This window comes from Sphingobacterium sp. (assembly GCF_032065005.1).
Classification (GTDB): domain Bacteria; phylum Bacteroidota; class Bacteroidia; order Sphingobacteriales; family Sphingobacteriaceae; genus Sphingobacterium.
The window spans coordinates 15,828-42,613 of the sequence record NZ_DAMBMM010000007.1; the positions used below are offsets into that span (position 1 = coordinate 15,828).

At 41.9% G+C, this 26,786-nt stretch carries 18 protein-coding genes; 1 reads left to right on the forward strand and 17 read right to left on the reverse strand.

The window, feature by feature from the left end:
* Window positions 1–198 precede the first annotated feature (198 nt).
* The 4 genes from RT138_RS12115 to RT138_RS12130 form a co-directional block, all read right to left on the reverse strand.
* On the reverse strand, window positions 199–603 hold the full coding sequence (locus RT138_RS12115; RefSeq protein WP_313190892.1) for a hypothetical protein: 405 nt from the start codon (window positions 601–603) through the stop codon (window positions 199–201).
* On the reverse strand, window positions 587–1,231 hold the full coding sequence (locus RT138_RS12120; protein ID WP_313190893.1) for a methyltransferase domain-containing protein: 645 nt from the start codon (window positions 1,229–1,231) through the stop codon (window positions 587–589). Before RT138_RS12120 ends, RT138_RS12115 begins: the two co-directional genes overlap by 17 nt.
* Before the next feature lie 101 nt (window positions 1,232–1,332).
* A complete protein-coding gene (locus RT138_RS12125) occupies window positions 1,333–2,067 on the reverse strand; it encodes a DUF2071 domain-containing protein (RefSeq protein ID WP_313190894.1) in 735 nt (244 codons plus the stop codon).
* On the reverse strand, window positions 2,060–2,461 hold the full coding sequence (locus tag RT138_RS12130) for a DoxX-like family protein (protein ID WP_313190895.1): 402 nt from the start codon (window positions 2,459–2,461) through the stop codon (window positions 2,060–2,062). Before RT138_RS12130 ends, RT138_RS12125 begins: the two co-directional genes overlap by 8 nt.
* 183 nt (window positions 2,462–2,644) lie before the next feature.
* Here RT138_RS12130 and RT138_RS12135 point away from each other — a divergent pair, with 183 nt between their 5' ends.
* Window positions 2,645–3,544, forward strand: coding sequence for a helix-turn-helix transcriptional regulator (locus RT138_RS12135; protein WP_313190896.1), 900 nt, complete (start codon window positions 2,645–2,647; stop codon window positions 3,542–3,544).
* Between the two features lie 50 nt (window positions 3,545–3,594).
* Here the strand turns inward: RT138_RS12135 and gldM are convergent, their stop codons facing one another.
* From gldM to RT138_RS12200, 13 genes are all read right to left on the reverse strand, one after another.
* Window positions 3,595–5,127, reverse strand: coding sequence for a gliding motility protein GldM (gene gldM, locus RT138_RS12140; protein WP_313190897.1), 1,533 nt, complete (start codon window positions 5,125–5,127; stop codon window positions 3,595–3,597).
* 30 nt (window positions 5,128–5,157) lie between these two features.
* Window positions 5,158–5,970, reverse strand: a complete 813-nt coding sequence (gldL, locus tag RT138_RS12145) for a gliding motility protein GldL (protein ID WP_313190898.1) — start codon at window positions 5,968–5,970, stop codon at window positions 5,158–5,160.
* A gap of 46 nt (window positions 5,971–6,016) precedes the next feature.
* A complete protein-coding gene (gene gldN, locus RT138_RS12150; RefSeq protein WP_313190899.1) occupies window positions 6,017–7,204 on the reverse strand; it encodes a gliding motility protein GldN in 1,188 nt (395 codons plus the stop codon).
* A 33-nt stretch (window positions 7,205–7,237) separates the two neighbouring features.
* A complete protein-coding gene (locus RT138_RS12155; protein WP_313190900.1) occupies window positions 7,238–8,524 on the reverse strand; it encodes an SUMF1/EgtB/PvdO family nonheme iron enzyme in 1,287 nt (428 codons plus the stop codon).
* Window positions 8,525–8,576: 52 nt separating this feature from the next.
* A complete protein-coding gene (locus RT138_RS12160) occupies window positions 8,577–9,266 on the reverse strand; it encodes an outer membrane beta-barrel protein (protein WP_313190901.1) in 690 nt (229 codons plus the stop codon).
* Between the two features lie 571 nt (window positions 9,267–9,837).
* A complete protein-coding gene (locus tag RT138_RS12165; protein ID WP_313190902.1) occupies window positions 9,838–11,493 on the reverse strand; it encodes a RagB/SusD family nutrient uptake outer membrane protein in 1,656 nt (551 codons plus the stop codon).
* Window positions 11,494–11,514: 21 nt separating this feature from the next.
* A complete protein-coding gene (locus RT138_RS12170; protein ID WP_313190903.1) occupies window positions 11,515–14,676 on the reverse strand; it encodes a TonB-dependent receptor in 3,162 nt (1,053 codons plus the stop codon).
* 442 nt (window positions 14,677–15,118) lie between these two features.
* Window positions 15,119–16,093 carry a hypothetical protein gene (locus tag RT138_RS12175; RefSeq protein WP_313190904.1) on the reverse strand — a complete coding sequence of 325 codons (975 nt, stop codon included), beginning with the start codon at window positions 16,091–16,093 and terminating at the stop codon, window positions 15,119–15,121.
* A 220-nt stretch (window positions 16,094–16,313) separates the two neighbouring features.
* Window positions 16,314–17,654 carry a glycoside hydrolase family 71/99-like protein gene (locus RT138_RS12180; RefSeq protein WP_313190905.1) on the reverse strand — a complete coding sequence of 447 codons (1,341 nt, stop codon included), beginning with the start codon at window positions 17,652–17,654 and terminating at the stop codon, window positions 16,314–16,316.
* A gap of 48 nt (window positions 17,655–17,702) precedes the next feature.
* Window positions 17,703–18,434: a DUF3823 domain-containing protein gene (locus RT138_RS12185; protein WP_313190906.1), complete on the reverse strand. Its 732-nt coding sequence runs from the start codon at window positions 18,432–18,434 to the stop codon at window positions 17,703–17,705.
* A gap of 16 nt (window positions 18,435–18,450) precedes the next feature.
* The gene (locus RT138_RS12190; RefSeq protein ID WP_313190907.1) at window positions 18,451–20,418 is read right to left on the reverse strand and encodes a RagB/SusD family nutrient uptake outer membrane protein; all 1,968 of its coding nucleotides are present in this window, start codon (window positions 20,416–20,418) and stop codon (window positions 18,451–18,453) included.
* 14 nt (window positions 20,419–20,432) lie between these two features.
* The gene (locus RT138_RS12195; protein ID WP_313190908.1) at window positions 20,433–23,630 is read right to left on the reverse strand and encodes a TonB-dependent receptor; all 3,198 of its coding nucleotides are present in this window, start codon (window positions 23,628–23,630) and stop codon (window positions 20,433–20,435) included.
* 277 nt (window positions 23,631–23,907) lie between these two features.
* Complete coding sequence (locus RT138_RS12200; RefSeq protein ID WP_313190909.1) at window positions 23,908–26,472, reverse strand: hypothetical protein; 2,565 nt, start codon at window positions 26,470–26,472, stop codon at window positions 23,908–23,910.
* Window positions 26,473–26,786: the final 314 nt, after the last annotated feature.

A 26,786-nucleotide genomic window follows, 5' to 3' on the forward strand; every position in this document is an offset into this window, starting at 1 on the left:
TATTAATTAAGTTTCCTAATCTTGTCAACTGATAGTTAGATCAAAAGATGTTTTTCATTTTGTAGCTACAAGTTTACAAAAATAAAATATTAATAATGCAAGAAAAAAATAAAATTGTTTGAACAACAGTTGTTTAGGTAAATAATTATACGTCAGGCAGTTGGTAATTATCTGTGAATTAATAAAAGCGCTGTTTTCTTAATCCCCTTGGCTAAAATATCCCCATAAAAAGCTGTAAGTAAGGAAAACCCAGAAAACAATAGCAATAACATGGATTACCGTCTCCAATCTTCTTCCTTTCCATAGGGATGATGGGTATATAAAAAATTGAAAAAACAGCCTTATCAGCCAGAAAAGCCCTAAACCTAAGCAAATCTTCCTTCCTAATTCAGTTTGTAACAGCTCTTCTGCAGATGTAACACAAAGCAGCCCCATCAAGAACACTGTAAGCGCAATAAAAAAGGTATGCACTTTCATCATCGATCTATTGATCTGCTGCAGTTGGGCCAAGTCTTCTTTCCAACCAAAGTACCTCGGGAATATGACATGGATGCAGGATAAGAGTATCAATAAGTAACCAATAATCTTAATTTGGAGTTCCATTCGGTTTAAGTTTAAATATGGAGACAAATTTAGTTGTTTTCAGTTCTTCCGTCACCTTTAATCCAGCAGTAGCAAAGCAGGTCTCCCAATTGCTTTTCGGATAAAAGTGCATAAATCCGATGTTATAGGCCAAAAAGTTTGGAACATCCCTCAAATGCTCCATAATAATAATTTCGCCCCTAGCATCACAAACCCTTGCTAACTCTTTCAGAAATGCTATCCGTTCATTAGTATCCCGGATCTCATGTGCGGAAAAGATGCAGATGACCTTATCAAAGGAAGCCTCTGGAAAAGGAAGTTCTTCTGTCTTGACTATCAGTGTATCTTGACTGGATGGATAAGCCTTTCTCGCCCTCTTTATGGAGATCTCGGTATGTTGTAATGGATCATAGAAATCCGCCTTCTGCAAGATAATAGCTGGGAATTGCTGCTTCAGTATGTCACTCGTCTCATCAAATCCAGCACTGATGTTTAGGACCTTCAAGCGATTTAGACCACCAACCTGTCTTAATTCATATAGGCCGGAAAGATCGTATACATAGTAGGAAACCAGCAAAGAGACAAAAACCTGCACGAATGAAAGGAGAACAAGAACAAAGATAATAAGCTGTAGCAGTCCACTGCTCATTGACCCGCAAATAAGCAACAGCAGAGCGGCAACAAATAATATGAAGTATTGATGCCAGTTAAAGCGTACGATATTCCAAACTCCTTGAAAATTTGTCCTTGTTAACATAGATCAAAAACTCCTTTCTTCCAATAATATGGAACATCACGGATCTCAAAGGCATTAGAGAGTTGAATATGCCGAAAGTTAAAACGATCAATGAAATCAAATTTGGCGGTAATTAATTCAATGGGTTGAGCAGTCCAGTTCTCCCTCACCCCTTCAATTATCAACACTTGGTTCTTAGTTTGATCGATCTCAAATGTAAAGGGTAATGGCCCTACAAAACGTCGAGCTTCTTTCCAGGAGGGAAATACAGAGTTGACGGGGAGTTTCATCTCGCCATCAGTTTTTCTTGAATACAGCATGGTAAATTTAGATTTATCGGATTGTATTTCAACATGATGACCTTCAGTTTTTTGTGAAATATCAGTAGTGGTATAAGCATAGCGGGTAAAGAGATTGCCTAAGAGCTCCATTTTCAATTTATTGGTTTCAGATTTTAGGATATAAAGCCCGCGCAGGTTTTTACCGGTACTGGTCTGATATCTTACAAAGATTCTATAGCCTATCAGAAAGAAATCATTCCCTAGAAACTTGGGAAATCCTTTTGGTCTGAGATCCTTGGTCTTGACCATTGCTATCGTCAAAAAGCCCCATTTATCTTCATATAGATCCAGTGTCAATGGCTTAGGAACATATTTTTCCAATTCTTCTTTAGCAACGGCAAAGGTCAGGATCGTTGAGCTCTCAAAATAAGCTTCAACTGCAAAGGGATGTTTTTGGAGGTTAAGCAATTCGGTTCCTCCTTTCCAAATCTGCTTGGAGAACAAATTCCTGGTAGTAAATCATCGCTGCCAAACAGCATGCAAAGACAATGTTGAGCCTGCCCCAGAGCAACAAATGGGCTGTAAGAACAAACTCCATGATATTCATGCTTACAATCAAAAGGATCTGGGCAATAGCACTCAGCTTGCTAAATTTCCGTGAAATTATCCAGATAGCCATGAGCACTTCAGAAATTCCGATAGCAATAGTCAGTGGTCTGGAATAGGTCTCTCCCAAGATCTCAGCGACGATCTGTTGATGCCTCGGTACCAGGTTCAATACCTTACAGAATAATCCGTTGATTAACCAAACCAACGAAAAGCAAAGGACCAGAACCTTATTCCAAAATCTAACTCTTTCCATGTTTATCGCTTGTGCTATATCAGAATGATGTAAAACAGTCAATTAAAAATAACATAATTTATCCTCCTCGCCTATACACATTATATCTACTACGGTTTTTAATACCATTTTTACTGATTGAATAGCTACCTTGAACTAAATCATCCTAGGATTGTTATTTTCGAATAGAAAAACATCGGAGCTATGCAGGACATTCTAATCTTTGACCATATCAGCGAATACAACGCTTTCAATAATAACAAAACCTTACATCCGTTGGTCAGTGTAATTGACCTGGATAAAGCTGATGTTAGGACCTTACGAAAAATGAGGTATGACTTTTATTTAGTTTTCCTGAAAAAGATCAAATGTGGCGATCTGCGTTATGGTCTGGAAAACTACGATTATGAGGAAGGTACCTTGATTTTTATTTCACCGGGCCAAGTCATCGGAGAGAATGGAACTGAAGAATATAAACCCCAGGGATATGCCCTTGCCTTTCATCCGGACCTGTTAGCTGGTACAAGTCTAGCTAAACGCATGAAGGAATTACATTTCTTCTCCTATGCCGTGAATGAAGCTTTGCACCTATCCGAAAAGGAAAGAAATATCATCTTGGACTGTTTTTCTAAAATAGAATATGAACTGGAGCAGAATATGGACAAGCATAGCAAACAGCTCATCGTGTCCAATATCGAATTGTTCTTAAATTACTGTGAGCGCTTCTATGACCGTCAATTTATCACAAGGGAACATGTCAACAAGGGAATCTTGCATCGCTTCGAAGAGCTCTTGGATGAGTACTTCCACTCTGATAAACCAAAACTCTTGGGCATGCCATCCGTATCCTACTGTGCTGATCAATTACATCTTTCCGCAAATTACTTCGGGGACCTGATCAAAAAAGAAACAGGTAAATCTCCACAAGAATATATACATCAGAAGTTAATCAAGGAAGCAAAAGATCTATTGTTTGATCGAAATAAGAGCATCAATGAGATTGCCTACGATCTAGGCTTTAAGTACCCTCAGCACTTCTCCCGGTTTTTCAAGAATGCCGTTGGGAATAGCCCGAATGAATTTAGATCCATCAATAGCAACTAAACAACGTATAAAACAAAGATGCCCGATAATCTCGGGCATCTTTGTTTATGTTAGTTAGCTGTTAATGCTACAGCATTCAATTGTCTTGGCGTTCCGTCTGGTCCTACGGCAATTATATTATCAAATATAACGCGGGAACCTGGGGTAATACCATTCAAAGCTGATTTCATGGCAGAACTCAATTTCCCTCCTGATGTAGAAAGGACAATGGCGTCTGCACGCGGTTTAGCAATGATCAAAGAGAATTTTGTTACTCTAAAAGAAGCATCAAAATCGAAGTTATCCAGTTTAGCGAAGATAGCATTCTGGGCTTTGATGGCTACTGTTGCCATCGCACCGCCCGTTTTACCTGCAAACTGCGCAATTGGATCTGGAATTCTTTTCACACGGAACTCCGTTGTGCTCAAGGTCTGGGTTTTCCCAGGTGCAACCTCTGCAGAAACAGAGATCCTTGCGGTCCCCGGAGAACTCACTTTCACATTGTATTTTCCACCCGACCCACTGATGCTACCTCCAGTCATGCTGACCTTGATCTTATTGGTAGGTGTACCTGGAGCTGAAACCGAAATAGGGTTAGTTACTCCGATATAGAGTACGTTCATTTTATCGGGCGATACCACAGCAGATGGTCTTGATACCTGATAGGTCTGTTGAGGGGTGCGGTATTCCTTGATCGAACCATCAGTCTGTTTCACCTTGATCACACCTGACCAAGTAAAGATCCCTTCCTGATTCGTAGGAACACGATAAACACCTTTTCCGTCCACTACCTCCAGGTTATTTCCATTAACCGAAATTGCCGGTTGTGACTTGGAATCCGAAGCCGTCAAGAAGACTTCAGCTGAATAAGGCTGCCCTTGAACTAAGTAAGAAGTAGGAGCTACAGCTACCGCAGCAAACTTATCCAAGTTCACTACCGCTTGATCCATTTTCCCTAAGATCAATTTCACCACATCAGACTCCGCATTTTGGGCATCAGTTTGGATCTTCGTCAAAATGGTCATGGCTGCCGTCAAGGGCGTACCACTTCCGAAGTTGATCTCTTCCCATTTGCGCTTTCCATTCACCGCTCTTTCAGGGTCATTGGCTTCCAGTGAGAAAGAAACAGATTTCTGTTCTTCCGGAGTCAATAGCGCCAATAGCTTAGAACGGGTACTGTTGATCTTCTCTTTCAGTTCTTCCCCTTTTTTCTGGTTGATCATCAAACTAGGGGCGATATCCTCATTCTCGCGCATTTTCAGGTCGCCGGTTTTTTCATCATAGCCGCCACCTTGCTTTACGAACTCCTCTTTGATACCGTTGATGTACTGGTTTAAGTCGTTGATAATTGCCTGCGCATTCTTTGCTTTGTCGTATATAGGTTTTGCCCTGCCGGGTTCATCCTTTAACTTGGTGCTTTCAAATGCTGCGAACAATTGCTGGACAGAGTTATTTACGTTGGATTTTGAAGTCTCCAAACTGTTATTGATATTCTTAAAGGCATCCAATATTGAATCGGGTACATTTAATGCGAGCAAGGCAAGTAACACGAGATAAAGAATGTTTATCATCCGTTGCCTTGGCGTCTCTCTTCCTAATGCCATATTTCTCTTTTAAAATTTTACTTGGATGAATTACACGCGAGGTTGGTTCATAGCGCTCAACATATTGCCATACACGGCATTCAGTGCGTTGAGGTTTTTCGCCAATTTGTTTACCTCGTCTTTGAAAGCTTTGGAATCATCCAAAGATTCATTGAAGTTTTTCATTGTAAAACTTAAATTCTCATAGAAATGGTTCATCGACTGCAAGTGAGAAGCCGAATCACGAAGTTCTTTTTCATACATCGTATTCAACTGGCGAAGGTTGGAAGTCAAGTTCTGTACTTGCTCATGATAGCCGGTTGCGTCCGTGTTGGTATTAGCCATGGCTACCAGGTTAGCAGAAGCTTTCTCAAAAGCTACACCTAAGTTGTCAAACTTGCTGGTCGCAGATCTCAACTTCTGGGTAAACTCATCCGTTGCCAGGGAAACATCGCTGATCCTGTTGATGGCAGATACCTTTTCACCAAAATCCCTAAGACCTCTTCCAAGGTTCTCAATGGTAGCAGGCTCAATATTTGCATCTGCAAACATTTTATCCAAAGCTGCAGTTGCAGAAGGTCCTTGCGCCGCATTAACCACCTGTGCAGATCGCACTGGCAGCTCGCCCTGAAACTTTTCATCCAATTCAGGATACACTCTTGACCAATCTGGCTCTTGAGGTGGAGGATTGAAACCCATCAAGAAGAATAGAATTGCTTCTACCGTCAGCCCTAGTCCGATCATGTAATTTGCCCATGAACCTCCTAGGTGAAGGATTTTAAATAATACACCGATAATTACGATACTTGCTCCCCAAGAAATGGCAACATGTAGCCATCTTGAATTGTCTTTCTTTCTACTCATAATGTAAATTTTGCTAACCCTTTATAAGTGGGATGTTTATTGGATTCTAAAATTGACTTTCTTCGTTATAACTTCCTTCTTCCGTTGAAGAGCCTTCCTCAGTGCTGCCTTCTTCGGTACCACTTTCAGTTTCTTGATTGTTCTGCTCACTCTGTTTCAACAATTCCTCCAACTGCTGCTCACTTTGCTGTTGTTGTTGGTTTTGTCTTTGTTGGTGCTGCTGCTCCATCAATTCCTTTTGTCTCTTCTGCTCTTCCTCGATCTTCAGGTCTTGTTCATGACCTTCAAGGTTTTCGGCTTTCACCCCTTTAGGCGTTGTCCACAATTTCTTTTTATAAGCGTCAAGCTTGTCTTCCAAAACTTGGGAGTTATCGGTCTGCAAACTGTCCGTTCCAGCAAAGGTGGCCTGTTGCAACATCCCCGGTGAAGATTCACGGACAATCTTGCTGGCAAACTTACGCTGCACAAACAGGTCATCCATGGTCATGTCATAAAGACCTCGGTCGGGATCAGAAATATCAACTTTGACTAGACTATAGCGCAACTGAGGGAAATACAACCAGAAAGCAGGTGTAGAACCTACCGAAGTCGCCAATTCCGAAGAAGTGGTAATATCCATCAAAGGAGCAACACCAATGATCCTAGTCTCCAGACGACCTCGCTGTTTATCAAAGAAGATATCTTCCTTGATCCTGAATTTGGTTACACGTTCCGGATTAAATTCATTCAAGGTCATCCTTGAATCAATTTGGTTACCTTCATCGTCAAAGATTGGCACCAATACCGAATCGGCAAACCTCGCCATACCCTCACTTGCCGAAAGCTTTCCTTTGAAGGAATCATCCTCAGGGTTGTACGGCGTCAGTTTACCTGTTTCAATCCCTTTCATGATCACCTCCATCAAGGAGTTCCCAGGAACGGCATAGATAAAGTTGCGTTCATCCTTCAGGTCAATATCCCGCCATACCCTTTTGTAAAACCTGATGTTCTTCAGGTTTACCTCCGGATAGGCAAAAGGGACAGCATCTTCCAAGTTGTTTACTTGGTAAAAGCCATCTGTTGTTGGTATCGTGTCAGACAGGACCTCTCCTTGCGGTAATTGCATCGTAGAATCATCCCGCATTTGGATTACTGTCTGGTTAATTACGGTGCTATCAGGTATCGTATCGATACTTTGTGCCATTATTGGAGATATTCCAAACGCCATGGCCACTACCATCATCCAATTTTTCATTTTAATAATCTTTAAATCGTTCACAGATTGATGTTAATACTTACGGGTCTTGCTCTGTACAGTTGGCAACTCGAATGCCGACATCACACATCTAAACCCTATATATGAATGTGGTTCATAATCCACGGAATAGTTCCTGGTTTCGCTGTTCAACTGCTCACCATTGTCTTTCCATGATCCACCACGAACAACTTTTCTCTTCAATGCATCGGCATCCTGCTCATCAGCATCATAAAGCAATACTGGGTTCAGGTCATTCACAAATGCAACCGCTGAGGGCGAATATGCATCCAAGGTCCATTCCGAAACATTACCAGCCATGTTGTACACACCGAATTTATTAGGTGTATAAGATTTTACCGGCAAGGTAAATGTTGCACCATCCCTAGAATAAGTACCCTCTCCCTGTTTATAGTTCACCGCTAGTTTCTCTTTGCCATCATTACCATCAATGGTCATCTTCGTCCCTGCGATCGTATCCCGAGGATCGATTTTACCTTCCGCAGCATATTGCCATTGAGCTTCCGTAGGCAGGCTGAATGTCAGTTGGAAACCGCTCAGGTAGGAGTTTTTCATCAAGTTTGCCATCATTTCCTTCCCTCTCCAGTCCGAATAGGCACGGGCCTGTCTCCAGGAAACACCGACTACGGGATAAAAATCAAAAGATTGGTGGGTGAAATAATTGGCATCTAGGGAGGTTAATTGGGCATTTGGAAAGTCTCTCGACCAAATGTCCTCTGCTGGGACTACCGAAACTGTATCGGTTACATATTCCTTTTTCAGGTTGCCCTTGGTCTTCAAAAAGGAGAAACGGTATTTGATCACTTCTGGATTCAAGGCCCTAGTCGAACCTTTCATTTCCAACATGGGTGCAATACGCTCAGCAATGCTTGGGTCTGAACTCATCCAGATAGGAGAAATACTCCTTACCCTTTTCCAGTTAATTCGTCTTCCTTCGCCGCTTTCACTTGCGACATCCAGAAAATACTGGTCATCCTGTAAGTAATCAGTAACAGCGATTGAATCCGCTACCCAATTTACGAACTGGCGGTATTGTTTGTTGGTAACTTCGGTCTCATCGATAAAAAAGGCACTCAAACTGACGTTCTTGCCCACATTACCGCTGTCCAAAGAGCCTTTGAACAAGATTGTTCCCGAAGGGATATACACCATCCCCGGAGGAGCTGGCAATTTTCCGCCACGGAATGCAGATACTTTTGGGGCTTTGTAAAAATTGTTTGAAGAGTTACAGCCTGTAATAGCAAAAACAAGCAATAAGCAAGCTGCAGTATATATTCTATTTAGGAATACGCTATTCATACTTTCCATTGTTTTATTTTATAGTAGTTGAAAATGATTGATTTAGGAATGCTTATTTACGCTGAAACAAAGCATATTTAACCCCGATTGAGATATAGCTATAGTGATCTTGTTTACTGTTGATCACTCCGTCCAGATTGTCTTTGGTCGTGATCGTATGTTGATAGTTCAAGTTGATAGCCCATTGCGGACCATACAAACCTCTACCCATTGGAAAATCAACTCCTACGTTGATGGGAACCACAAATTGGAAACCATCCAAATCCTGTGAAATTTCGCCACCCTGGCCTACAACAGCATTAGCATAGTTAGGATCGATGTTATTTTTAATGTTATTTTTCACGACTCCAGCTCCGGCACCTAAATAGATATTTGCAAGGATTTTATGGAAAGGATTCGATTGGAGATTATAATAGCTATAATTATCCGGTAGGTTCATAAACTGACCAATCCGCACCTTCGCATTCGCATTAAATGCATAGTAATCATTCTTAAAAGTACTGGCATAGCCGTTTCCGCCTAAAGCACCTTTTTCTGCATGAATACCGGCCGAAATAAAGGGAGTAATCAACCCATCCACATCAATATGACCCGCTAAATTAGTTTCGACATTCGCCAAGTCGGTCAAATTGATCGTAGGCCCTGCTCCAACACCAATACTAATGGGACGAGAGAATTGTGCTTGCGCTGATTTAAAACCACAAACTGCAAATAATAATAAAGAAAAAATAGTTTTTTTCATGTTAAGAATTCTTGTTAGCATTACAATACATTATTATCTAGACGAATTTTGACTCCCATTATTATAAGTTCAATAAAAATATAGGCCCAAAATTATTAAGTCGTAAAATTTTACCAGCCTTTCCTGTCACAAGAATCTTACCAAAAGATGTTAAACGAAAATTTCAACACCCGAATCATGGCAAAATTTTCCTTTAAGAAAAATACACAAATGCACTCCCACAGTACATTCAAATGACATTTTGAAACATATACGTTTAAACATATATTGACTTAAAATTATTTTTCTTTTTTTATTTCGTTCAATAATTTCCAGGAAGGCCATAGTGATAATAAAATAAATGTTCAAACTGCTATCCAAATTCTCTTAATAATAGACATGTGCTTTGAAGAGAGGTCACTCGCATAAATATTCCAGTTTTAGCCTAGCTTGCTGCTCTTATATCGAACCCCTTCATATTGGATAAATTAATAGCTAATGGATAAACTTTTACCGTTACACAACAAAAAAAGAGGCGCCCGTTTGGACACCTCTTTTGCATTATTTATTGATTAACTATTATTGACTACTCTTAGTAACCTGGGTTTTGAACAAGTACGCCGTAAGACAAGTCCATTTGACCCTGAGGAACAGGCATCAGATACAATTTATTGTCCCAGATACGCTCTTGCGCCAGTGAATTTTTCAGGTTATAGATATTCTTCATCACATCAGGCGCAGTTTTCCAACGACGGATATCCAAATAACGCATACCCTCCAATGCTAACTCCACTTTTCTTTCCTGACGGATTGCATTTCTAAGGGCTTCCTTGCTTGCGTATTTCGTACGGTCCAGCTTAGGCATTCCAGCACGCTCGCGGATCTGGTCAATAGCATCATACACTGTTGCATCTGGGCCAGTAGCTTCATTTTTTGCCTCTGCATAGTTTAACAGCACCTCAGCATAACGGATCAAGATCACGTTCGCATGGTTGTCCAGATTATCCCTATTTGCCTTCGTATCCACCATTTTCCTGAAGTTATAGCCCGTTTTGGACATATTGCTAGCTCCATCCACCCACGTATACTTATATCCACCATCGATGGTCAAAGCATTCCAAGGTGCCGTTTCAAATAGAATGGACGCATAGAAACGAGGGTCCCTGTTCTTGTATTCCTGTAGGAAAGCTGTTTTGTCCTTATCGGCATAACGTTGAGCACGCTCTTGGTTACTTGGCGCAGTAACTGCTTCCCCAGTCTTGAAGTTCTGGTAACTGTTCACCAGCTCCTGGGTCGGCGTCAAGGAACTCCATCCACCTACACCACCTTCTAATAGATAGGTGTTTAAATAGTTTGGCTGTGCCTGTTGGATATATTGTCTTTCCAAGATAACCTCCGAATTGCCTTCATTAGCTTGATGGAAAATCCCCTCATAGCTACGCAAAGCCAATCTGAATTTCTCTTGTTCTGCAGCATTAGCGAAATCCACCAACTTACTGTAATCGTCTTTTTGGTCAATTTCAGCTTCTTGCGTAGTTTTGAATAATTGATAGCCCAGACCCATTACTTCCTGTGCCGCTGCAGCCGCTTCCGCATACTTCGCTTCATTCAGGAGAATTCTTGATTTCAAGGCCAAGGCTGCTCCCTTTGTAATTCTTCCTTTCTCGTTGGATTTACCACCAGAATAAGAAGTAGGAAGGATTTTGGCAACCTCATCCAATTCCTTCAATACAAAAGAGATCACCTCATCTTTGGAAGATCTAGGAACGTTCAGTTCCTCTTCAGCAAAGCCCAAGACCTTTGTGATCAATGGAACGCCACCGAACTTGCTAGCCATATTGAAATAGCGGTAAGCACGCATAAAACGAACTTCTGCTTTAAAACGGTTCTTTAAGGTCTCGTCCATGGTCGCTTTGTCCACATTCTCCAAGAAATAATTGGTCTTACGAACGGTCTCATAATCCCAGCCGGCATTCAGGGCTGTACTTACGATCCCTGAGGAAACGGACGTTGCAGTGCTCTCCCAAGGGTATTGAGCATGAGCAATGTCAGAAGCGCCATCTTCGTAAATGATGCCATCTCCTGGCAATGTTGCGTATATTCCGTTTACCGCTAGGTAAACATCATTTTCAGTTTTCCAAAAGGTCTCTTCCGATACGGAATTCAATGGAATCCTTTCCAAGAATTCATCCTTACAGGATGTTAATGTAAGGGCTGCAAATAGACCGATATATATAAATCTTTTCATTTTTCTATTAATAGTTGCTGGTTAAAAATTAGCATTCAAACCGATAGAGAAAGTTTTCACCCCTAAGAAGCTAGCTCTTCCTGAACCTGTTTCTGGATCATAATCTGATAATCTCTTATCCGCCATGAACGTAAATGGATTATTTGAGGACGCAAACAATCTTAGGTTAGACATCTTTGCCTTTTCGATCAATTTCTTGTCGAACGTATAACCTAAGGTAATGGCACGGATCCTGAAGTAATTTCCACTGAACAACCAGAAATCTGAAGTGATATAGTTTTGCTGAGCATCGCCAGTTAATGTGATACGAGGGAATGGTGCATTTGCCGAATTGTTCTCCTCTGTCCATCCTTGCAACCATTCTTTTTTGATGTTACCACCGTTGAAGAAAGGATGTGCAGCCTCTTGCTCAAAGTATGTTTTCACACCTCCAACACCATAGGTCAGAACATTCAGGTCAAATCCTTTGTAGGATGCATTCACGGCAAAACCATAGTTGAACCAAGGCACATCATTTCCAAGGATCGTTCTGTCTTTCGGATCCAAAACGCCATCACCATTCACGTCTACATATTTGATATCCCCAATCTTGGAGTTACCAGCGATACTTTTTTGGCTAGGGTGGTTGTCGATTTCCTCTTGAGAAGTGAATAGACCTGCTGATTTATAACCATAGTAATCACCAACTGATCCACCAACGCGGTTGATGTAATACCCGCTCACGATTTCATCTCTTCCTGTACCCAGGTTGATGATTTCGTTCTTGATCTTAGAGATGTTTCCTGAGATCGAATATTTGAACTCTTCGCCAACTTGTCCGTTATAAGTGGCAATAACCTCGATACCTTTGTTCTTGGTTTCACCTTGGTTAAAGAAAGCTGCTGTTCCCCATCCTGAAGTAGCCAAGAAAGTAGGTTGCAACAAGATTCCTTTTGTGTTCTTGATATAGTATTCGGCAGTCAAATTAACCTTGCCATTGAATAAAGTAGCGTCCAAACCTACGTTTGATTGGTATACTTTTTCCCAAAGGGCTCCTCTGTTTACCGCTGCTGTCTGTAAAGCACCATCAACCGGCACACCGTCAAAGCTGTATAGCGAACTGATCCTGATCAAGTTGAAGTAGTTACCGATTGCAACCGCATCCTGGTTACCCAATGAACCCCATGAACCTCTTAATTTCAAGGCATCAATCCAGTTCACGTTTTGCATAAACTGCTCCTTATCAATACTCCATCCTGCTGAAATAGAAGGGAATACCGCTCTACGAACCTCTGGTGCAAAGCGTGAAGAATAATCTATACGAGCGTTTGCTTCGAATAGGTATTTTTCTTGATAATTATAGTTGAAACGACCAAAGAATGAACGGATAGACCACTCATCTTGAATCGTTCTATTCGCTAGTCCAGTTCCATCGCTACTGACGTCAGTCTGCGCAGAAGAACCATTGATGATCGTTTCTAGATCGTTGTTAACAAAGTTTTTACGACCTAGGAATGCTTCTCTATATGTGTTAGACTCCTGGGTCACACCGGCAGTAATCTTACCATAGTGATCATCAAAACGTCTTTCATAATTTGCCAATGCCTGAAGCAATAATTCTTCACGTTTACCCCAGTATTCCTTCATCTCATTGATTGGAACTGCTGTAGATGGTAAAGGCTTTTGCGTTAAGAAGTCCGTCAATGGATCCAATCTGTTGATGAAATCCCAGCTATTGGTATTTGTATATTTCAAGGAAACCAATCCATCCAATGAGAAACCTTCAAATGGAGTCAAAGAGGCATTACCTGCCAATTGCAAGTAATTGTCCCTGTTTCTTCCCTGTCCAGCTTCTTGGATATTTCTCAGTTGGTTGTTCTTTGCGATGGTGGCATTGGTTACACCATTAGAAATGGTTCCATACTCACCATTGGACTGCTGCATTACCGTCATTGGCAATGCTCTACCCATTTCCACCCAACTGATTTCACCACCTTGACGGTCGTAATCCTGTTTTAAGAAGGAGATATTGGTTCCAATTTTCAATAGGTTTTCAATCACGTCGCTTTGTGTATTCAACTTGATGTTGATACGGTCCTGTTTCATTCCGGGAACGATAGAGTTTTGATCGAAATAATTTAAGCCTAAATAGTAGTTAGCCAATTTTCCTGGCGCATTGACATTTAAGTTAACATCTCTTTGTGGAGCAGATTGGTCTATGATTTCGTCAAACCAATTGGTATTCGGATACATGTCCCTATCAGACCCTGATCTATATTTTTCAATGATATCATCGGTAAAGATCGTTTGCTTGCCGGCATTTTTCATGGCACGGTTGTACAGTTCGATATATTCCAATGAATTAGCAAAGTTTGGCAGGAAAGTCGTGCTTTGCCAACCTTGGTTTGCGGAAAATCCGATAATAGCACGTTCACCACCACCACGTTTTGTCGTTACCAAGATAACGCCGTTTGCTGCACGGGAACCATAAAGAGAAGCTGAAGCTGCATCTTTCAGCACCGACATGCTGCTGATGTCAGCAGGGCTGATTGCCGCAAATTCCGCTCCTGATGCAGGGATACCATCGATGATGTACATCGGTCCTGGAGAACCTAGGTTTGAACGTCCGCGGACCGTTAAGGTTGCATTGTTTCCTTTTTTAGGTGCCATTGGCCTACTGATCACCGTAATACCTGGCGAAACCCCTTGCAAGGCATTCTGTAAGGAGGTTACTGGGCGCTCCGCTAATTGTTTTGGCGTTACGGAAGCTACCGAACCTGTTAAGTTCACTTTCTTTTGGGTACCAAAAGCAACCACGACAACCTCGTCAATATCTTGGTTGGATGTGCTTAATTGTACATTCAGGGTAGTCGACTCTACTACTTTTTCTTGGCTTGTATAGCCGATAGCAGTAAAGACTAACGTTTCTCCAAGAGGTACTTGGATCGAAAACCTACCGTTTTCATCTGTTGAAGTCGCAACTCTGGAATTGTTCTTCAGTGTTACGGTGGCTCCAGCTAGTGGTCCGTTTTCATCCGAAACCGTACCATTTACAGTTTCTTGATTTTGAGCAAACAAAGGGCTTACGTCATACTTAGGCGTTGCGGCAAATCCATAATTCGGCATGGTGATTCCGAGTATAAGAGCTGTAGCTAAGTGGTAAGATTTGTTTACTAATAATTGCTTAGTAAACCTTTTTTTCATTATTAACAGTTATTATTATAAAGTTTAGATTGGTTTAAAATAATTATTAAATTAATGTTGCTAAAATATTACCAGCACTCAAACGTTTGCGTATTTTATGCAATCGGTTGCTTTATTAATGAAATAAATTTAATTTCAACCTAAATATTATACATATTAGCAACTGCTAAAACCATAACCAACTATAAATCAACAAAAAGCTGATTTATAGCGCTAGAATTCTGATTTTGAAAGGGAATGCTAAAAAAGAAAACCGAAAACTGCTAATTTGCTAATATTTTGGGAAAATTAGTTTCATATATGGAACTCATTCGAGACACATTCGAGCCACGCCCGAACTGAACAATACTAATCTCAGATGTTTCCCGAACATCTCTCGAATATGCCTCGAATGAAACCCCTATTTTATGACAAAAAAAGGCTTAGCAATACTGCCTTTTATCTACTTCTTATTGAAGGTTAATTCCTTGAAGGAGTTCTCGTTTTTAAAGTGATCATCCACCCAAGTAGGCTTCAGTTTAAATTGAGTTCCAGAAACAATACTGAGCGTCCCTTTCATGATGGAATTTCCCTTAAAGAACAATTCCATGCTTCCAGAATTTGAACTCTGGCCTGTATATTTCCACGAACCCAGGGTCTTGATGGTTTCGCCGTCTACTGGCCTCCATGCAGGAACTGCTCCACCTGAACCAAGATAGGTAATCGGATAGAAATTGATAGATCCATTCGAATTCAACTCATAGACTTGGCTCACCATTTTAAAATTCCCGTCTTGCGCCGCAACGGCTTCCCACTTACCAACTAGGGGTTTGTAGACGTCTTCGGCTTTTTGCATATTGGAATATTTGCGTCCGCGATCAAAGCCAAATTGGTCCTTTACGGAGCCATTGGGGTTGTAAACGGTAAAGTCGCCGTCCAATTCGCCAATGGAATAAGCTCCCTGCGCCAGGGGTTTATCATTGGACGCCCAAAGGGCCTTGCCATGGAACATGTAGGTGTTGGTGTTTTCAAGCTCGGAAACATTTACGGCAAAATGCAATTGATTGTTATCTACGCGGTAGTATTCGTAAAAGAAAAGCAGAACCGGTGTCCCCTTGAAATATTTGCGGTCTTCCCAGTAATTGCCAGTCTCATCATCATTTGGAACGATGTCCCTACCTAGCAACTCTCTTTTTAGGTAGTAGACAGCCTTACTCTTTTCTACCTGTCTTAGGTTCTTGTCCACATATACCTTGTCCTCACTCTTTACATAGTCTCCAAAAGTGGCAAAACTGGTGTCGAAGCCCAATTGTAGGTCAGGTTGGACTTGATTATCAGGACTTGCATTGGAATCTTTGGAGCAAGACATCAGTTGCAGCAACATGGGCAACATCAGGAATACCCAAAGCTTAGGCTGCATAATTTTTAAAGCTTTCATATCAGTGCGATTAGTGTACCATGGATTGGATACAAGTATGAAATTAGAGCTTTCAAAAGATTCTTTTATTATATAAAGCCCTCAATAGCTGACACATTTATATAATTTGATTAGGCTTTTTTGATAAATTAAATAGGCTAGAAAAAAGAAAAGCGAGCATTGCGCTCGCTTTCCAACCATCTATATAATAACTAACAAACCAGCTATTCTCAGTAAAAATCTAAGGTCTTACAGGTCTTTCGGCGGTGTAACCGGTTCCACCTTTGATCCATTTTGCTGCCTCCCCGGTTAACCATAGGTAATGATCTGTTGGCAGGTCGTTTTCAATGCCGACAAACTTATACACATCTCCATTTAATGGCGTATCCTTTTCTCTTGCAGATTTAAAAATGGCTGTCCCTTCATCAATTTCATCAAACATCGCTACGTAGAGCGACATAGCGCCCGCCGAAATTGCACTGGACATCTGTTTCCAGATGAAATCGCCCTTCAATCTTGGGAACTCGTGATAGATATTAGGGTTATTCTGTAGGTTCCCCCAACTAAACCCTGGGAAAACCAATGGAACATAGTCAACCTTATTCTGTGCAGCCCATTGCATGTCTTCACGTACGATATTAGGATTGAAGTCGTGCATCTTGTAACGGCCAACTGCCCATGGCATGATGATATCTGCTTTTTTGATCAAGGCATGAAGCGCCGGGTCCGGTTCCGTATCTCTTTCTAGCGTACGCCAGTTATATGGGACACCCAACATAATCGATATTTTCTTCTCACCGGCTTTCAGTTTATCTACAAGTTTATCTACATCTTGGATGCTATATTTGCGTTTGTCACTAAAACCTACTCCCCAGATGGACATCAGCGGTTTTCCATTATGCCAGAGGTAAGTTGGATTGGCCTCTTTGTCATAAAGCTTATGGGTTTCTACCAGTTCCTTCCAATCTTGTTCCAAGGCTGCAAAGTCTTCAGGCACAGATCCGCTCAGGTCATACATGATGCTGATGGCGCGACCATATTTTTTGGCGGCTTTCAATGCACTGGTCAGGACCTTGTTGAAATGGGCTTTGCCAGAAGGGTTACTTGGCTTTACCTCGCCCAGGAAGCGCTGCATGTGCACACCGTCTATCCCATAATCCTTCATCCATTTAAAATGTAGATCAATGGTTTCTTCATCATTGGAACTGAACAGATAGGCATCAGACCCGTCAGCAAACTTGAAAGGAGATTTATACTTCTTGGTATATTCGGTCATATCTGGCCAGAAATCCACCTTGGTCTCCCCAGGTTCGAAAACATTGTTATCGCCCTGATAATGGTACCAGCCTCTATTGGCGCCATCACCTTCTGCATTGAACCAGCCTTGGTAGCCCGCCATCACCAATCCTTCATACTTCGGGTACAGTAAACCGGAAGTGTCATAGCCATCCGTGGAATCTACGGGATTAGGTTTTTCGGGTTCTTCCTTTTCTTGATTGGTCGTTGTCTTCGAACAGGCACTGAACATCCCGATGATTAGGGCTAGCAGGACCATGTTTAGTCTTTTCACATTAAATGTCATAGCATGTAATTTTATTGATTAGCAATTATTAATTAATCCATTCTGTCCTTAAGGGACCTTTATTTCAACTACTTCTGAATAGTTGAACTTTTCAAATGTATCACGAACTTTTGCTCCCATACGGAAGTAATAGGTGTATCCGGATTTCAAAGGTATATCATTGATGGTATAGGTTTCTTTGCCAATACCAGTAGACATATTACCGATTTCTTCCCAGTTTTTATTGATCAGAATCCTAAATTCATCTTTGTAATAGGCCTCGATGCGGCTACCTGCACCACAATATGGCGTCAGGCTCAGGAATGGACGGACCTCAATCACCTGGGGCAATCCTTGAGGAATTGGGGCCTCCAAGGTACAGGAAACATCAATTTTATTTCCTTCCTTCAATACATATTTTGCATTTTTTATCTTCAGATATGGGGTCACATTGAAGTCTTGGTTACCTGATCCACTCAATTTGAAATCTGTAACAATATCTGCTGGCCAAAATGCCCCTGCATAAGGCTGCATGGAGTAAGTAGCTGAAAACAGTTTATTGTTGATAAAGGACCCATCCTGCTTCACTGCAAGGTCTTGGGGAGCAGGGTTCTCGCCATAACTGGTCTCCAAGAGTCGGATGGCAAATTCCCCAGGCCCAGTTAAAAAGGGCTGACCCGTAGTTTTGTCCAATACCTTTCCAGAAAGGGTAGCATTGGGCGCTTCAAAATTATCGATATCTGCACAGGAACTCAGCCAAAGGGCAGGGAGCACCGTGAATAGTAAGAATATCTTTTTCATTGTCATTCTCATTAGATTAATAAATAGGATTCTGAGGATATAAATTTGGATTCTTGTTCAGCTCTCCACCTGGAAGAGGTTCGTAATACCATTTCTTCTCAAAATTGAAGGTCTTGTTCCAAGGCTCCCTTTCTTTGATAAAGATGTAAGAATTGATCCTTTCGCCGTTTGGCTTGTATTTCAACTCATCTAATACCAAGTAAGGCATCAATGAATTCGGCACGAAATTGTTCAGTTCCACATCCGCAATTCTCCATCTTTTGATATTCCACCAGTGATGGTTTTCAAAGCATAGCTCTCTTTCTCTTTCCTCGCGGATAAACTGCAGGTTGCCATCCAATGGATAACCATATTTATTGATGTTGGCAGCTGTAGGGTTGTATGCGTAAGGTTTAGCACCAGCGCGATCACGGACCTTGGCGATATAGGTAAAAGCTTCTGCTTTCAAGGCTTCATTAGATTTCAACAAGCCTAATTCATATGCCGCTTCTGCCTTGTTCAGCATAATCTCAGCCAATCGGATTACCTTCCATGGTTGGGTACTGCTGTAAAACTTAACCTCCTTGGTGGACATCTTGTAGTTGATGTATTTACGGACATAGAAACCGGTACGGCTGTTATTTGCATGACCGTCTTTCCACATACCATGCTCTCCGGTCACTCCAATCTTGGTTCCCTTATACGTGTATTGGGTATTTTTCGGTCCGGCCAAGATCCTGTTGGCTTCACTGTTGATAGGAGCTGAATTGGAACCCATCTGCGCATCGCTAGCTTTGCCAGGAAAAGAGACATAAAGCCCACGCAACATATCAAAGCTCCTCTTTTCGGCACCCTCACGTAATTCCATTCCAGAGAAATAAACGGTTGCACGGAGGCGTGGTTCTGCATCGGCATATAAGGCTTTGCGATCGGTATAGCGGATAGGCGTTCCTGAAGCATCATTCACTGGCAATTCGCCAAACAGTTCAACGATATTGTAAACTGGGTATGCCATAGACTCGGCATCACTTGAAAAGGTTGGGTTGGGAAGCAAAGTCGCATCATAACTGTGTTTCAAGCGGGTTCCATAAGGTGCCGTAATATTGTACTGCTTGATCCAGATGTCTTCAGGACTGTTATCATCGATAAACACGTCAACATAGTTCATTTCCTTGTCTTCTGGTTTCTTGTTGTATAAAGAATATGGTCCATTAAGAACTACTGTTGCAGCATCATAAGCTTTTTGATAGAACCATTCAGCTTCCTGTCTTGGGATACCGACAAAGCCTTTGCTTACCGCATCGCCCTGCAAATTGGAGTAGAAACCATATTTGGCAACGCTCGCCGCATATAACATCGCACGGGACAATAAGGCCGCTGCCACATATTTATTTGCCCTCCCTTTCTCAGAGGTACTGGACATGTTATCTACAGCAAATTGTAGGTCTTCTTGGATGAACTTATAGACATCAGCTTCTTTGTTTCTCGGAACCAATAGGGTTTCCTTATCCGCTTGCGGATCTTGGACATCTTTTACGATGGGCACTCCACCATAGCGCTTTACCAATGCGAAGTAAAAGAATGCCCGCAGGAAGTGAGCTTCGCCAAGGATGTTATTATATCCTTCTTCAGAAAAGTTCTCTTTGTAGGTCGGCAATCCGGCAATAAAACCATTGACGTTCCGAATACGGTCATAAGGCCAATAGCCAAAACCTTGAGCGCCAGCAACACCCCAGAACTGCCCGGTCATCTCTCCGGATACAGCTGCCAAGATATCGGAGTTCACCCAATAATTGTCCCAACGGAAACCTCTTTCAGGGTGGTAAACAAAGTCTTCGATCGGAAGATGGCTATAAATTCCGGAAACAAATTTCCTAGCTCCATCTTCATTTCCGTATAAGGCCTTCTCGTCCAATACACCTAAAGGTTCAAGGTCCATCTTGCGACAGGAACCCACTAAAACCAGCAGGAGGACAGCCAATATTTTTGATAATGTAGTTTTCATAATGTCAATTAAACTTAGAATTTAATGGATGCACCAATGTTATAGGTCTTGTTCAATGGGTATTTGTAGGTATCAACCATGTGTGATGATGAGCCTCCTTCTGATCCAGGGTGTTCAGGATCTGAGTATTTCATTCCCGTCCAGGTCATCAGATTATATCCACTAACATAAAGTCTGAAGCTCTTCACTTTAATGGACTCCAACCATTCTTTCGGGAAGGTATAGCCCAGTTCCAAGGTTTTCAACCTGAGGTATGAAGCATCTTGGATAGCACGGGTACCCTCGGCCATAGGGGATCCTGTGGAAGGATAGTAGCCTGAAATCCATTCTGTGTTTGGATTGAAGAGGTCCGCATTAGGGTCTACCGGCCTCCAGCGGTCCAAGAACTGGGTCAAGGCGCCTCCTTGGAATTGCAATGGCGCAGCAAGAACCTCTGTATAACGGGTATAGACTTTATTTGCTCCTTGGAAGTTCATCGATAGATCTGCCCCTCTCCAGGATGCACCGATATTGAAACCATAATTGATCAATGGCATATTGAAGGTTGCAATCGGGTGGTCATCATTTCCATTGACAAAACCATCGCCATTCCAGTCTTTGTAATAGTAATCGCCCGGCAAGGTTCCACTACCGACCTGGGTTGGGTGGTTATAGATCTGTTCGTAAGAACCAAACTGCCCTACATATTCATTACCCCACCAAATATCCTTGTAGCGATCCGCATAGCGGTTTCTCCAATGGTCGTAAGAGTTTCCTGCAGGAGATTCGATCCTGTTTTGGAATTGGCTCTTGGTGGTTGAAACCTGTGCATTCACAAAATAATTGAAGTCGTTGATCTGATTGCGGTGGGTCAAGGAAACCTCGTAACCAAAGGTACGGTCGCTTTCCAGGTTTTCCTGAGGCAGGTTTGCTCCTACAGTTCCCGGAATCAGGTCCAAGCGGGTGGCCAATAGACCATCGCGATAGCGGTTGAAGTAGTCGAAGGTCATGCCAAACAGACCATTCCATAGATCGACATCTAGACCTATATCGGCAGTTTTGGAGGTATACCAGGTTAGGTTCGGGTTAGGAATAGCAGTTGGCAAGGCGCCACTAACAATATCCTGTCCAAAGATCCAGCCCAGGTTATTCGGATCCAAGGCAAATCCGACAAAGGTGGAAGGGTAGTTACCAGCAGAACGGTCATCCCCTAGGACACCATAGGAACCACGGATTTTCAAGTTGTTTATGAAACTGAAGTTATCCTTGATAAAGTTTTCCTCACTGATCCTCCATCCCACTGAAGCACCCGGGAAGAAACCCCAGCGTTCATTTTTAGGGAATTTGGAAGAACCATCATAACGGAAACTGAATTCAGCTAGGTATTTCCCCTTGAAATCATAATTGAATTTACCCACAAAACCTCTTGCGGTACGTTCGCCAATACCTTCCATATCTGCCAATTGGTTTTTGGCCTCTCCAGCAAATAGGTATTCGGAATTGACCTTGATCTCGCGTTGGGCGTAGAAACTATCCCATTTGTTGTATTCCTCGACGAATAACAGTAATCCGGAAACATTATGTCCTGCACCAAAGGATTTGTTGTAGTTCAAGGAGAACTGCATCAGGGTATGTGAATCTGGATAGGCAGAACGGCGAACGGATGATGGCGAGTTTTTCTCGTGGGCATCATAGCGCTCTGGAGTTATGATTTCTCCATTCGGACCCAATACTGCTGGTGTGTAGCTGTACAAGGGATATGATTTTTTGTAATCGGTATTATCTGTGTATTTGAAATCGTAGTTATAGGTTCCTTTCGCGACCAATCCATCTACATAAGGGATTTTGTATTCCAAGGAAAGGATACTATTGAATTGTTTTCTCAAGAACTTTCTATAACCGGTTTGTGCGGCATCTGTTACGGAGACAGGATGCTCGTTGTCGATCATGTCAAAGTTCGGGTACATCGGGTTATTGTTCAGAAAGATCGGGATATCTGGTCTTTGTCGCCAAGCTTGCTTATAAACGGCCCACATATCTGTTCTAGGCTGATTGGTCTCATCGGCATAGCCACCAAGGTCCAAAGAGGCCTTTAGGCGATCCGTGATCTTGACATCTACATTGGAGCGGAAGTTATAGCGATTGTAGTTTAAGCTCTTGCTTTTGTATGAACCCATCTGGTCCATGTAACCTAAGTTGAAAAAGTAATTCACCTTTTCAGAACCTCCATTGACGGTCAAGTTATGTTGTTGTTGCGGCGAGGTTTTATCGAATGCCGCGTCCAGGAAGTTGGAAGATTGCTTAGTCCCGTCTTCATATTCTTTGATGCTGGCATCGTCCCATGTTGCGGGTAATTTGTTCGGGTAGTTGTTATTGAAATTTCTCCAAAGTTCTTCGTTCCTTAAACGTCTGAAGTCGGCTGCTCCGACCGTATTGGGTACATACAGGAACTGTTGGAAACCACGGTTATAGGAATAGCCGATTTCGAAACCTTGGTCTGCACTGGCTCCCCTGCGGGTGGTAACGAGCAATACCCCATTCGCTGAACGAACCCCATAGACCGCAGCGGATGCATCTTTCAGAACAGATACGCTTTCGATCTCATTGGCATCCATTCTGGATAGATAATCCTTGTCTCTAGGAATACCATCGACCACGATCAGGGGCTCGCCCATACCGCGGATATCGATATTGGATTCAAAAGCTCCAGGCTGTCCGGTCTGTTGGGTGATACGGACCCCCGGAAGCTTGCCCGTAAGCATGTTTACGACGTTTTCATTTTTGGTAATCGTGATCTCTTTGTTGGTCACAGAGGATACGGCTCCTGTAAGGGTCGCCTTTTTCTGCGTACCATATCCAACCACCACGACATCTTCCAAAGTGGTATTGTCATTCGGTAATTCGATCTGAATATTGGAATTGTTCTCGACTAGGACTTCTTGGCCCAGGTAGCCCACATAAGAAATAACCAAGCGATCACCCGGAGAAACGGCAATGGAAAACAAACCTTGGGAGTCTGAGGTGGTACTGATGCCGGTCTTGGTGTTTTTGATGGTTGCTCCTGCTAAAGGTTTTGAGTCGGTTGATTTTACTGTACCATTGACATTCCTTTGCTGACCGAATACGGTGCCTAAGGATAACGTCAAGACTGGTACTATCGCCAATCGCCAGGATAATTGTTTGAATCGCCTGCCCCAATAGGATGAGCAGGAATTGATGATTTTTAATCCCATAATTTAATTTGTTGAAAATTGGTAGTCACTCTTGATGTCGCCATCAAGTATTAAAATAGGTGTCGATACGACCTTTGGTTTCTAAAACCTAAGGCTCCAGTTGGATTAGGTATCAGGCAGGATAAAGGTTTCTTGCTTTCGTCTCATCGTTTATAAATTGATTATGAAACAAGATTAATTTGGGGACTATAACAAAGCATTAATAAAACATTAATGGATTGGAAATAAAAAATAAAGCACTGAAATTCAGTGCTTTATTTTTTATTAATATTTTACTTTATACAATTTCCCGGTAGGTCCGGTTATAGGATTCATCGTATAATTGCTGATAAACTTGGGAGAAGTTCTCGAAACATTGGTGAGCGAGGCTGTGGTAACCTCGCTGTACGAGTGCTCTACATTTGTAGACCATGGCCTCTTCGTGGACAGAATCAAAATGGAAGATTCGATTGGCAATTTCAATGATGGTCTCGGAATCCTTTTCAAAGTCCAAGTTTTTCATCAGGCTGGATAAGAGTCCGGTTGCATGAATGGATACCTCGTCCTTGATACCATCTAGCCACTCGTAATCTGTATCGAACATGAAACCTCCTTTTTCAAGGATTTTGAGCAGTCGGTCTATTTCTTGTCTATCTAAGTTTTCAGATTTATTGAAGAGATACATAAAATCGGAGAAGTCGATATGGACATCTTCAATGCTTTCAATACTCCAATAGCCACTTTTTTTGGAGATTTTCATCTCGCCCAGCTGCTCCAATAGCGCATTGATCTTGGCAATATTTACCGATCTATTGTTGGTTGCGCTGGATGTAGATTTATCAGACCAGAATATTTCCATTAATTTTTCGGAACTGACTCCTCTGCCACGATAAATGGTATAGACCACAAACATGGTCAGCAGCTCTTTCAATAACGGCGAAAACTGCTTGGTGATTTCGTCGCCCTGCTGATCGAAGATCTGGATATCGCCTCGGAAGAGATTGATGGTTGCCCTATCGATCTTGCTGTTCTTTGGAGCTGTTTCTTTTAGAATAGGGGCCAATACTGGGCTTACTTCTTTTTCCTTGTGTTCAACGGTTGGATTATTTTGGGGTTCCGGAGTTTTTCTATTCGTTCTTTTAAGCCAGAATAGTAATCCTAATCCGGCGAGTATAACCAATCCACTTATCCAGATCCAATTGTTTGATTTGGCCTTGGCACTGCCTTCCAAGATCTGGTAGGGCAGGGCTGGCGCCAAAAGACTGTAGATGCGAACTCGGCTCTGACTCAGTGCACTGTCATAAAACAATGTGACGGCAACAAATCGGTTGGAGGCCTTGGAATAGAAGAAATCTGCAAATGATTTGATGTCGTGGAAATCAAAAGGAATGGTACTCCCCAATTCCTGAAGGTTCTTTCCGTCTTTGGACATCGCTACGAGCTGTAAGAAAGACTTGAACTTATTCCTGGGGAACATGAGTCCATACATGGTATTGGACGCCTCATCCATGACCAAAGAATTGGCCCATACCGCTTCGGGAATAGGAAATTTGATTTCCCCAAGCGTCTTGAAGGTTTTGGAATTGATGTCCATCAAGACGAAATCATTGGAAATCTTTGGATTCAGCATCTGGTCACCCGTGGTACTTCCATAACCGCCCAATAGATAAACGGCATCCTTATCAACCCCCATAGCGCCTAAATAATGCGGAAACAAAGGGTCACCAGCATAAGATAAGCTGTCCCAGGTATTACTGGGAATATGGTATTTGTGGATGGCGCTCTTATACCTGAAATGTCCGTATCCAGCCACCATGTAGATGCTGGAATCCTTTGCAGAGTAAAATTTATTGAAGGATAGGTAATGCGTTCCGTGGGCAGGATGTTGGAAGGATTGGGACCAAGTCCTTGTCAAGGTATCAAATGCGGATACCAGCTTTTGATCGATGGAAATATTGAGGACCTTCCCTGAGCTTGGATCAAACAAGGATTGGCTTCCATTGACCATATAGAGGGGCCCATTCAGGTAAGGCCATGATGTACTGACCGTAGCCCCCAGATTAGTCCGAACCAAGGAGTCCTCGGATACGATGTATACACTCTCATTTTTGTGGTCAAAGGCAACACTGGCCTGTCCGGAAACATAAAATTCATTTTCAAGTCGCCATTCTTGCCGTTGCCTCTTGATCCATGAAGGATTTTTTGTAAAAGCTTTTAAAGACCCCTGATCATCCCTCGCCGTATTGCCAGTTATTTCGTCCAGTTTCCAATGATGACAGAGTTTTTCATCGCAGGATATCTGTACATCCTTGATCCGCATCGGCGGAAGGTCGGAGCTCTGAAAGAATTTATAGTCATTGAAACCAAATAGCAGTTTTAATGCGGATCGGTCTTTAAGGTCCATTTTATGGGTAAAAGTGTTCTTTGCAGTGGATAGCACTAAACTTCCTTTTTCCTTATCAAGTAATATCTTGATTTTGGTCCAATGATAGAATAGATCGTTTTTGGGGATATCAAAATTGATGTCCGTGAATTTATCACCTACCACCAATTTAAAATGCCTTCCATTATCTTGCCTACGGTCATAGATGAGATCGATGTTCAGTTGCTCATCCAATATGAGACGGAAGATATATCCGAAATAATCTTGCTGATAAGGTTTAAATTGAATATCAAAGGTCAACTCCGTATGCTTCGCGAGCTCAATTGATTCCTCTGTACCGATCGATAGGCTCGTCCGCTTATCCAGCTCCTTTTCATGGCTGGAGAATTCTAACCCATACTGGCCATAAGACTCCTGACAGAATAGAATGAGTGCAAAAACATATATGGTAACAAGTATCTTAAAAAATAAACGTCTCACTATTTAAATTGGCTAGCTAGTGCAAAATGTGAATTAGCAAAATGTAATTTACTTCATATTCGCTGAATAGCAAAAGAGTTTTTAAGCAAAATTTTTAATTTCATGGAAGAATACCATTTTTAAAGAATAAAATTCATTGGATTAATCCATTGACCTCTACTGCAAATAGGTGCATCTGACTCTCGATTTCCTCCAAAAGAAGGTTCGCTTTACAGTTTATCTAAATTTTATTTAGCTAATAATCAAAACGTTATTAATTATTTTAAATAAAGTCTACAATATTAGTAGACTTTATTTAAATATACTCTTTACAT

Coding starts and splice junctions, on each gene's coding strand:
- RT138_RS12115 (WP_313190892.1), bottom strand. CDS start 603: ATGGAACTCCAAATTAAGATTATTGGTTACTTATTGATACTCTTATCC.
- RT138_RS12130 (WP_313190895.1), bottom strand. CDS start 2,461: ATGGAAAGAGTTAGATTTTGGAATAAGGTTCTGGTCCTTTGCTTTTCG.
- RT138_RS12155 (WP_313190900.1), bottom strand. CDS start 8,524: ATGAATAGCGTATTCCTAAATAGAATATATACTGCAGCTTGCTTATTG.
- RT138_RS12170 (WP_313190903.1), bottom strand. CDS start 14,676: ATGAAAAAAAGGTTTACTAAGCAATTATTAGTAAACAAATCTTACCAC.
- RT138_RS12180 (WP_313190905.1), bottom strand. CDS start 17,654: ATGACATTTAATGTGAAAAGACTAAACATGGTCCTGCTAGCCCTAATC.
- RT138_RS12120 (WP_313190893.1), bottom strand. CDS start 1,231: ATGAGCAGTGGACTGCTACAGCTTATTATCTTTGTTCTTGTTCTCCTT.
- RT138_RS12195 (WP_313190908.1), bottom strand. CDS start 23,630: ATGGGATTAAAAATCATCAATTCCTGCTCATCCTATTGGGGCAGGCGA.
- RT138_RS12165 (WP_313190902.1), bottom strand. CDS start 11,493: ATGAAAAGATTTATATATATCGGTCTATTTGCAGCCCTTACATTAACA.
- gldN (WP_313190899.1), bottom strand. CDS start 7,204: ATGAAAAATTGGATGATGGTAGTGGCCATGGCGTTTGGAATATCTCCA.
- RT138_RS12175 (WP_313190904.1), bottom strand. CDS start 16,093: ATGAAAGCTTTAAAAATTATGCAGCCTAAGCTTTGGGTATTCCTGATG.
- RT138_RS12185 (WP_313190906.1), bottom strand. CDS start 18,434: ATGAAAAAGATATTCTTACTATTCACGGTGCTCCCTGCCCTTTGGCTG.
- gldM (WP_313190897.1), bottom strand. CDS start 5,127: ATGGCATTAGGAAGAGAGACGCCAAGGCAACGGATGATAAACATTCTT.
- RT138_RS12135 (WP_313190896.1), top strand. CDS start 2,645: ATGCAGGACATTCTAATCTTTGACCATATCAGCGAATACAACGCTTTC.
- RT138_RS12190 (WP_313190907.1), bottom strand. CDS start 20,418: ATGAAAACTACATTATCAAAAATATTGGCTGTCCTCCTGCTGGTTTTA.
- RT138_RS12160 (WP_313190901.1), bottom strand. CDS start 9,266: ATGAAAAAAACTATTTTTTCTTTATTATTATTTGCAGTTTGTGGTTTT.
- gldL (WP_313190898.1), bottom strand. CDS start 5,970: ATGAGTAGAAAGAAAGACAATTCAAGATGGCTACATGTTGCCATTTCT.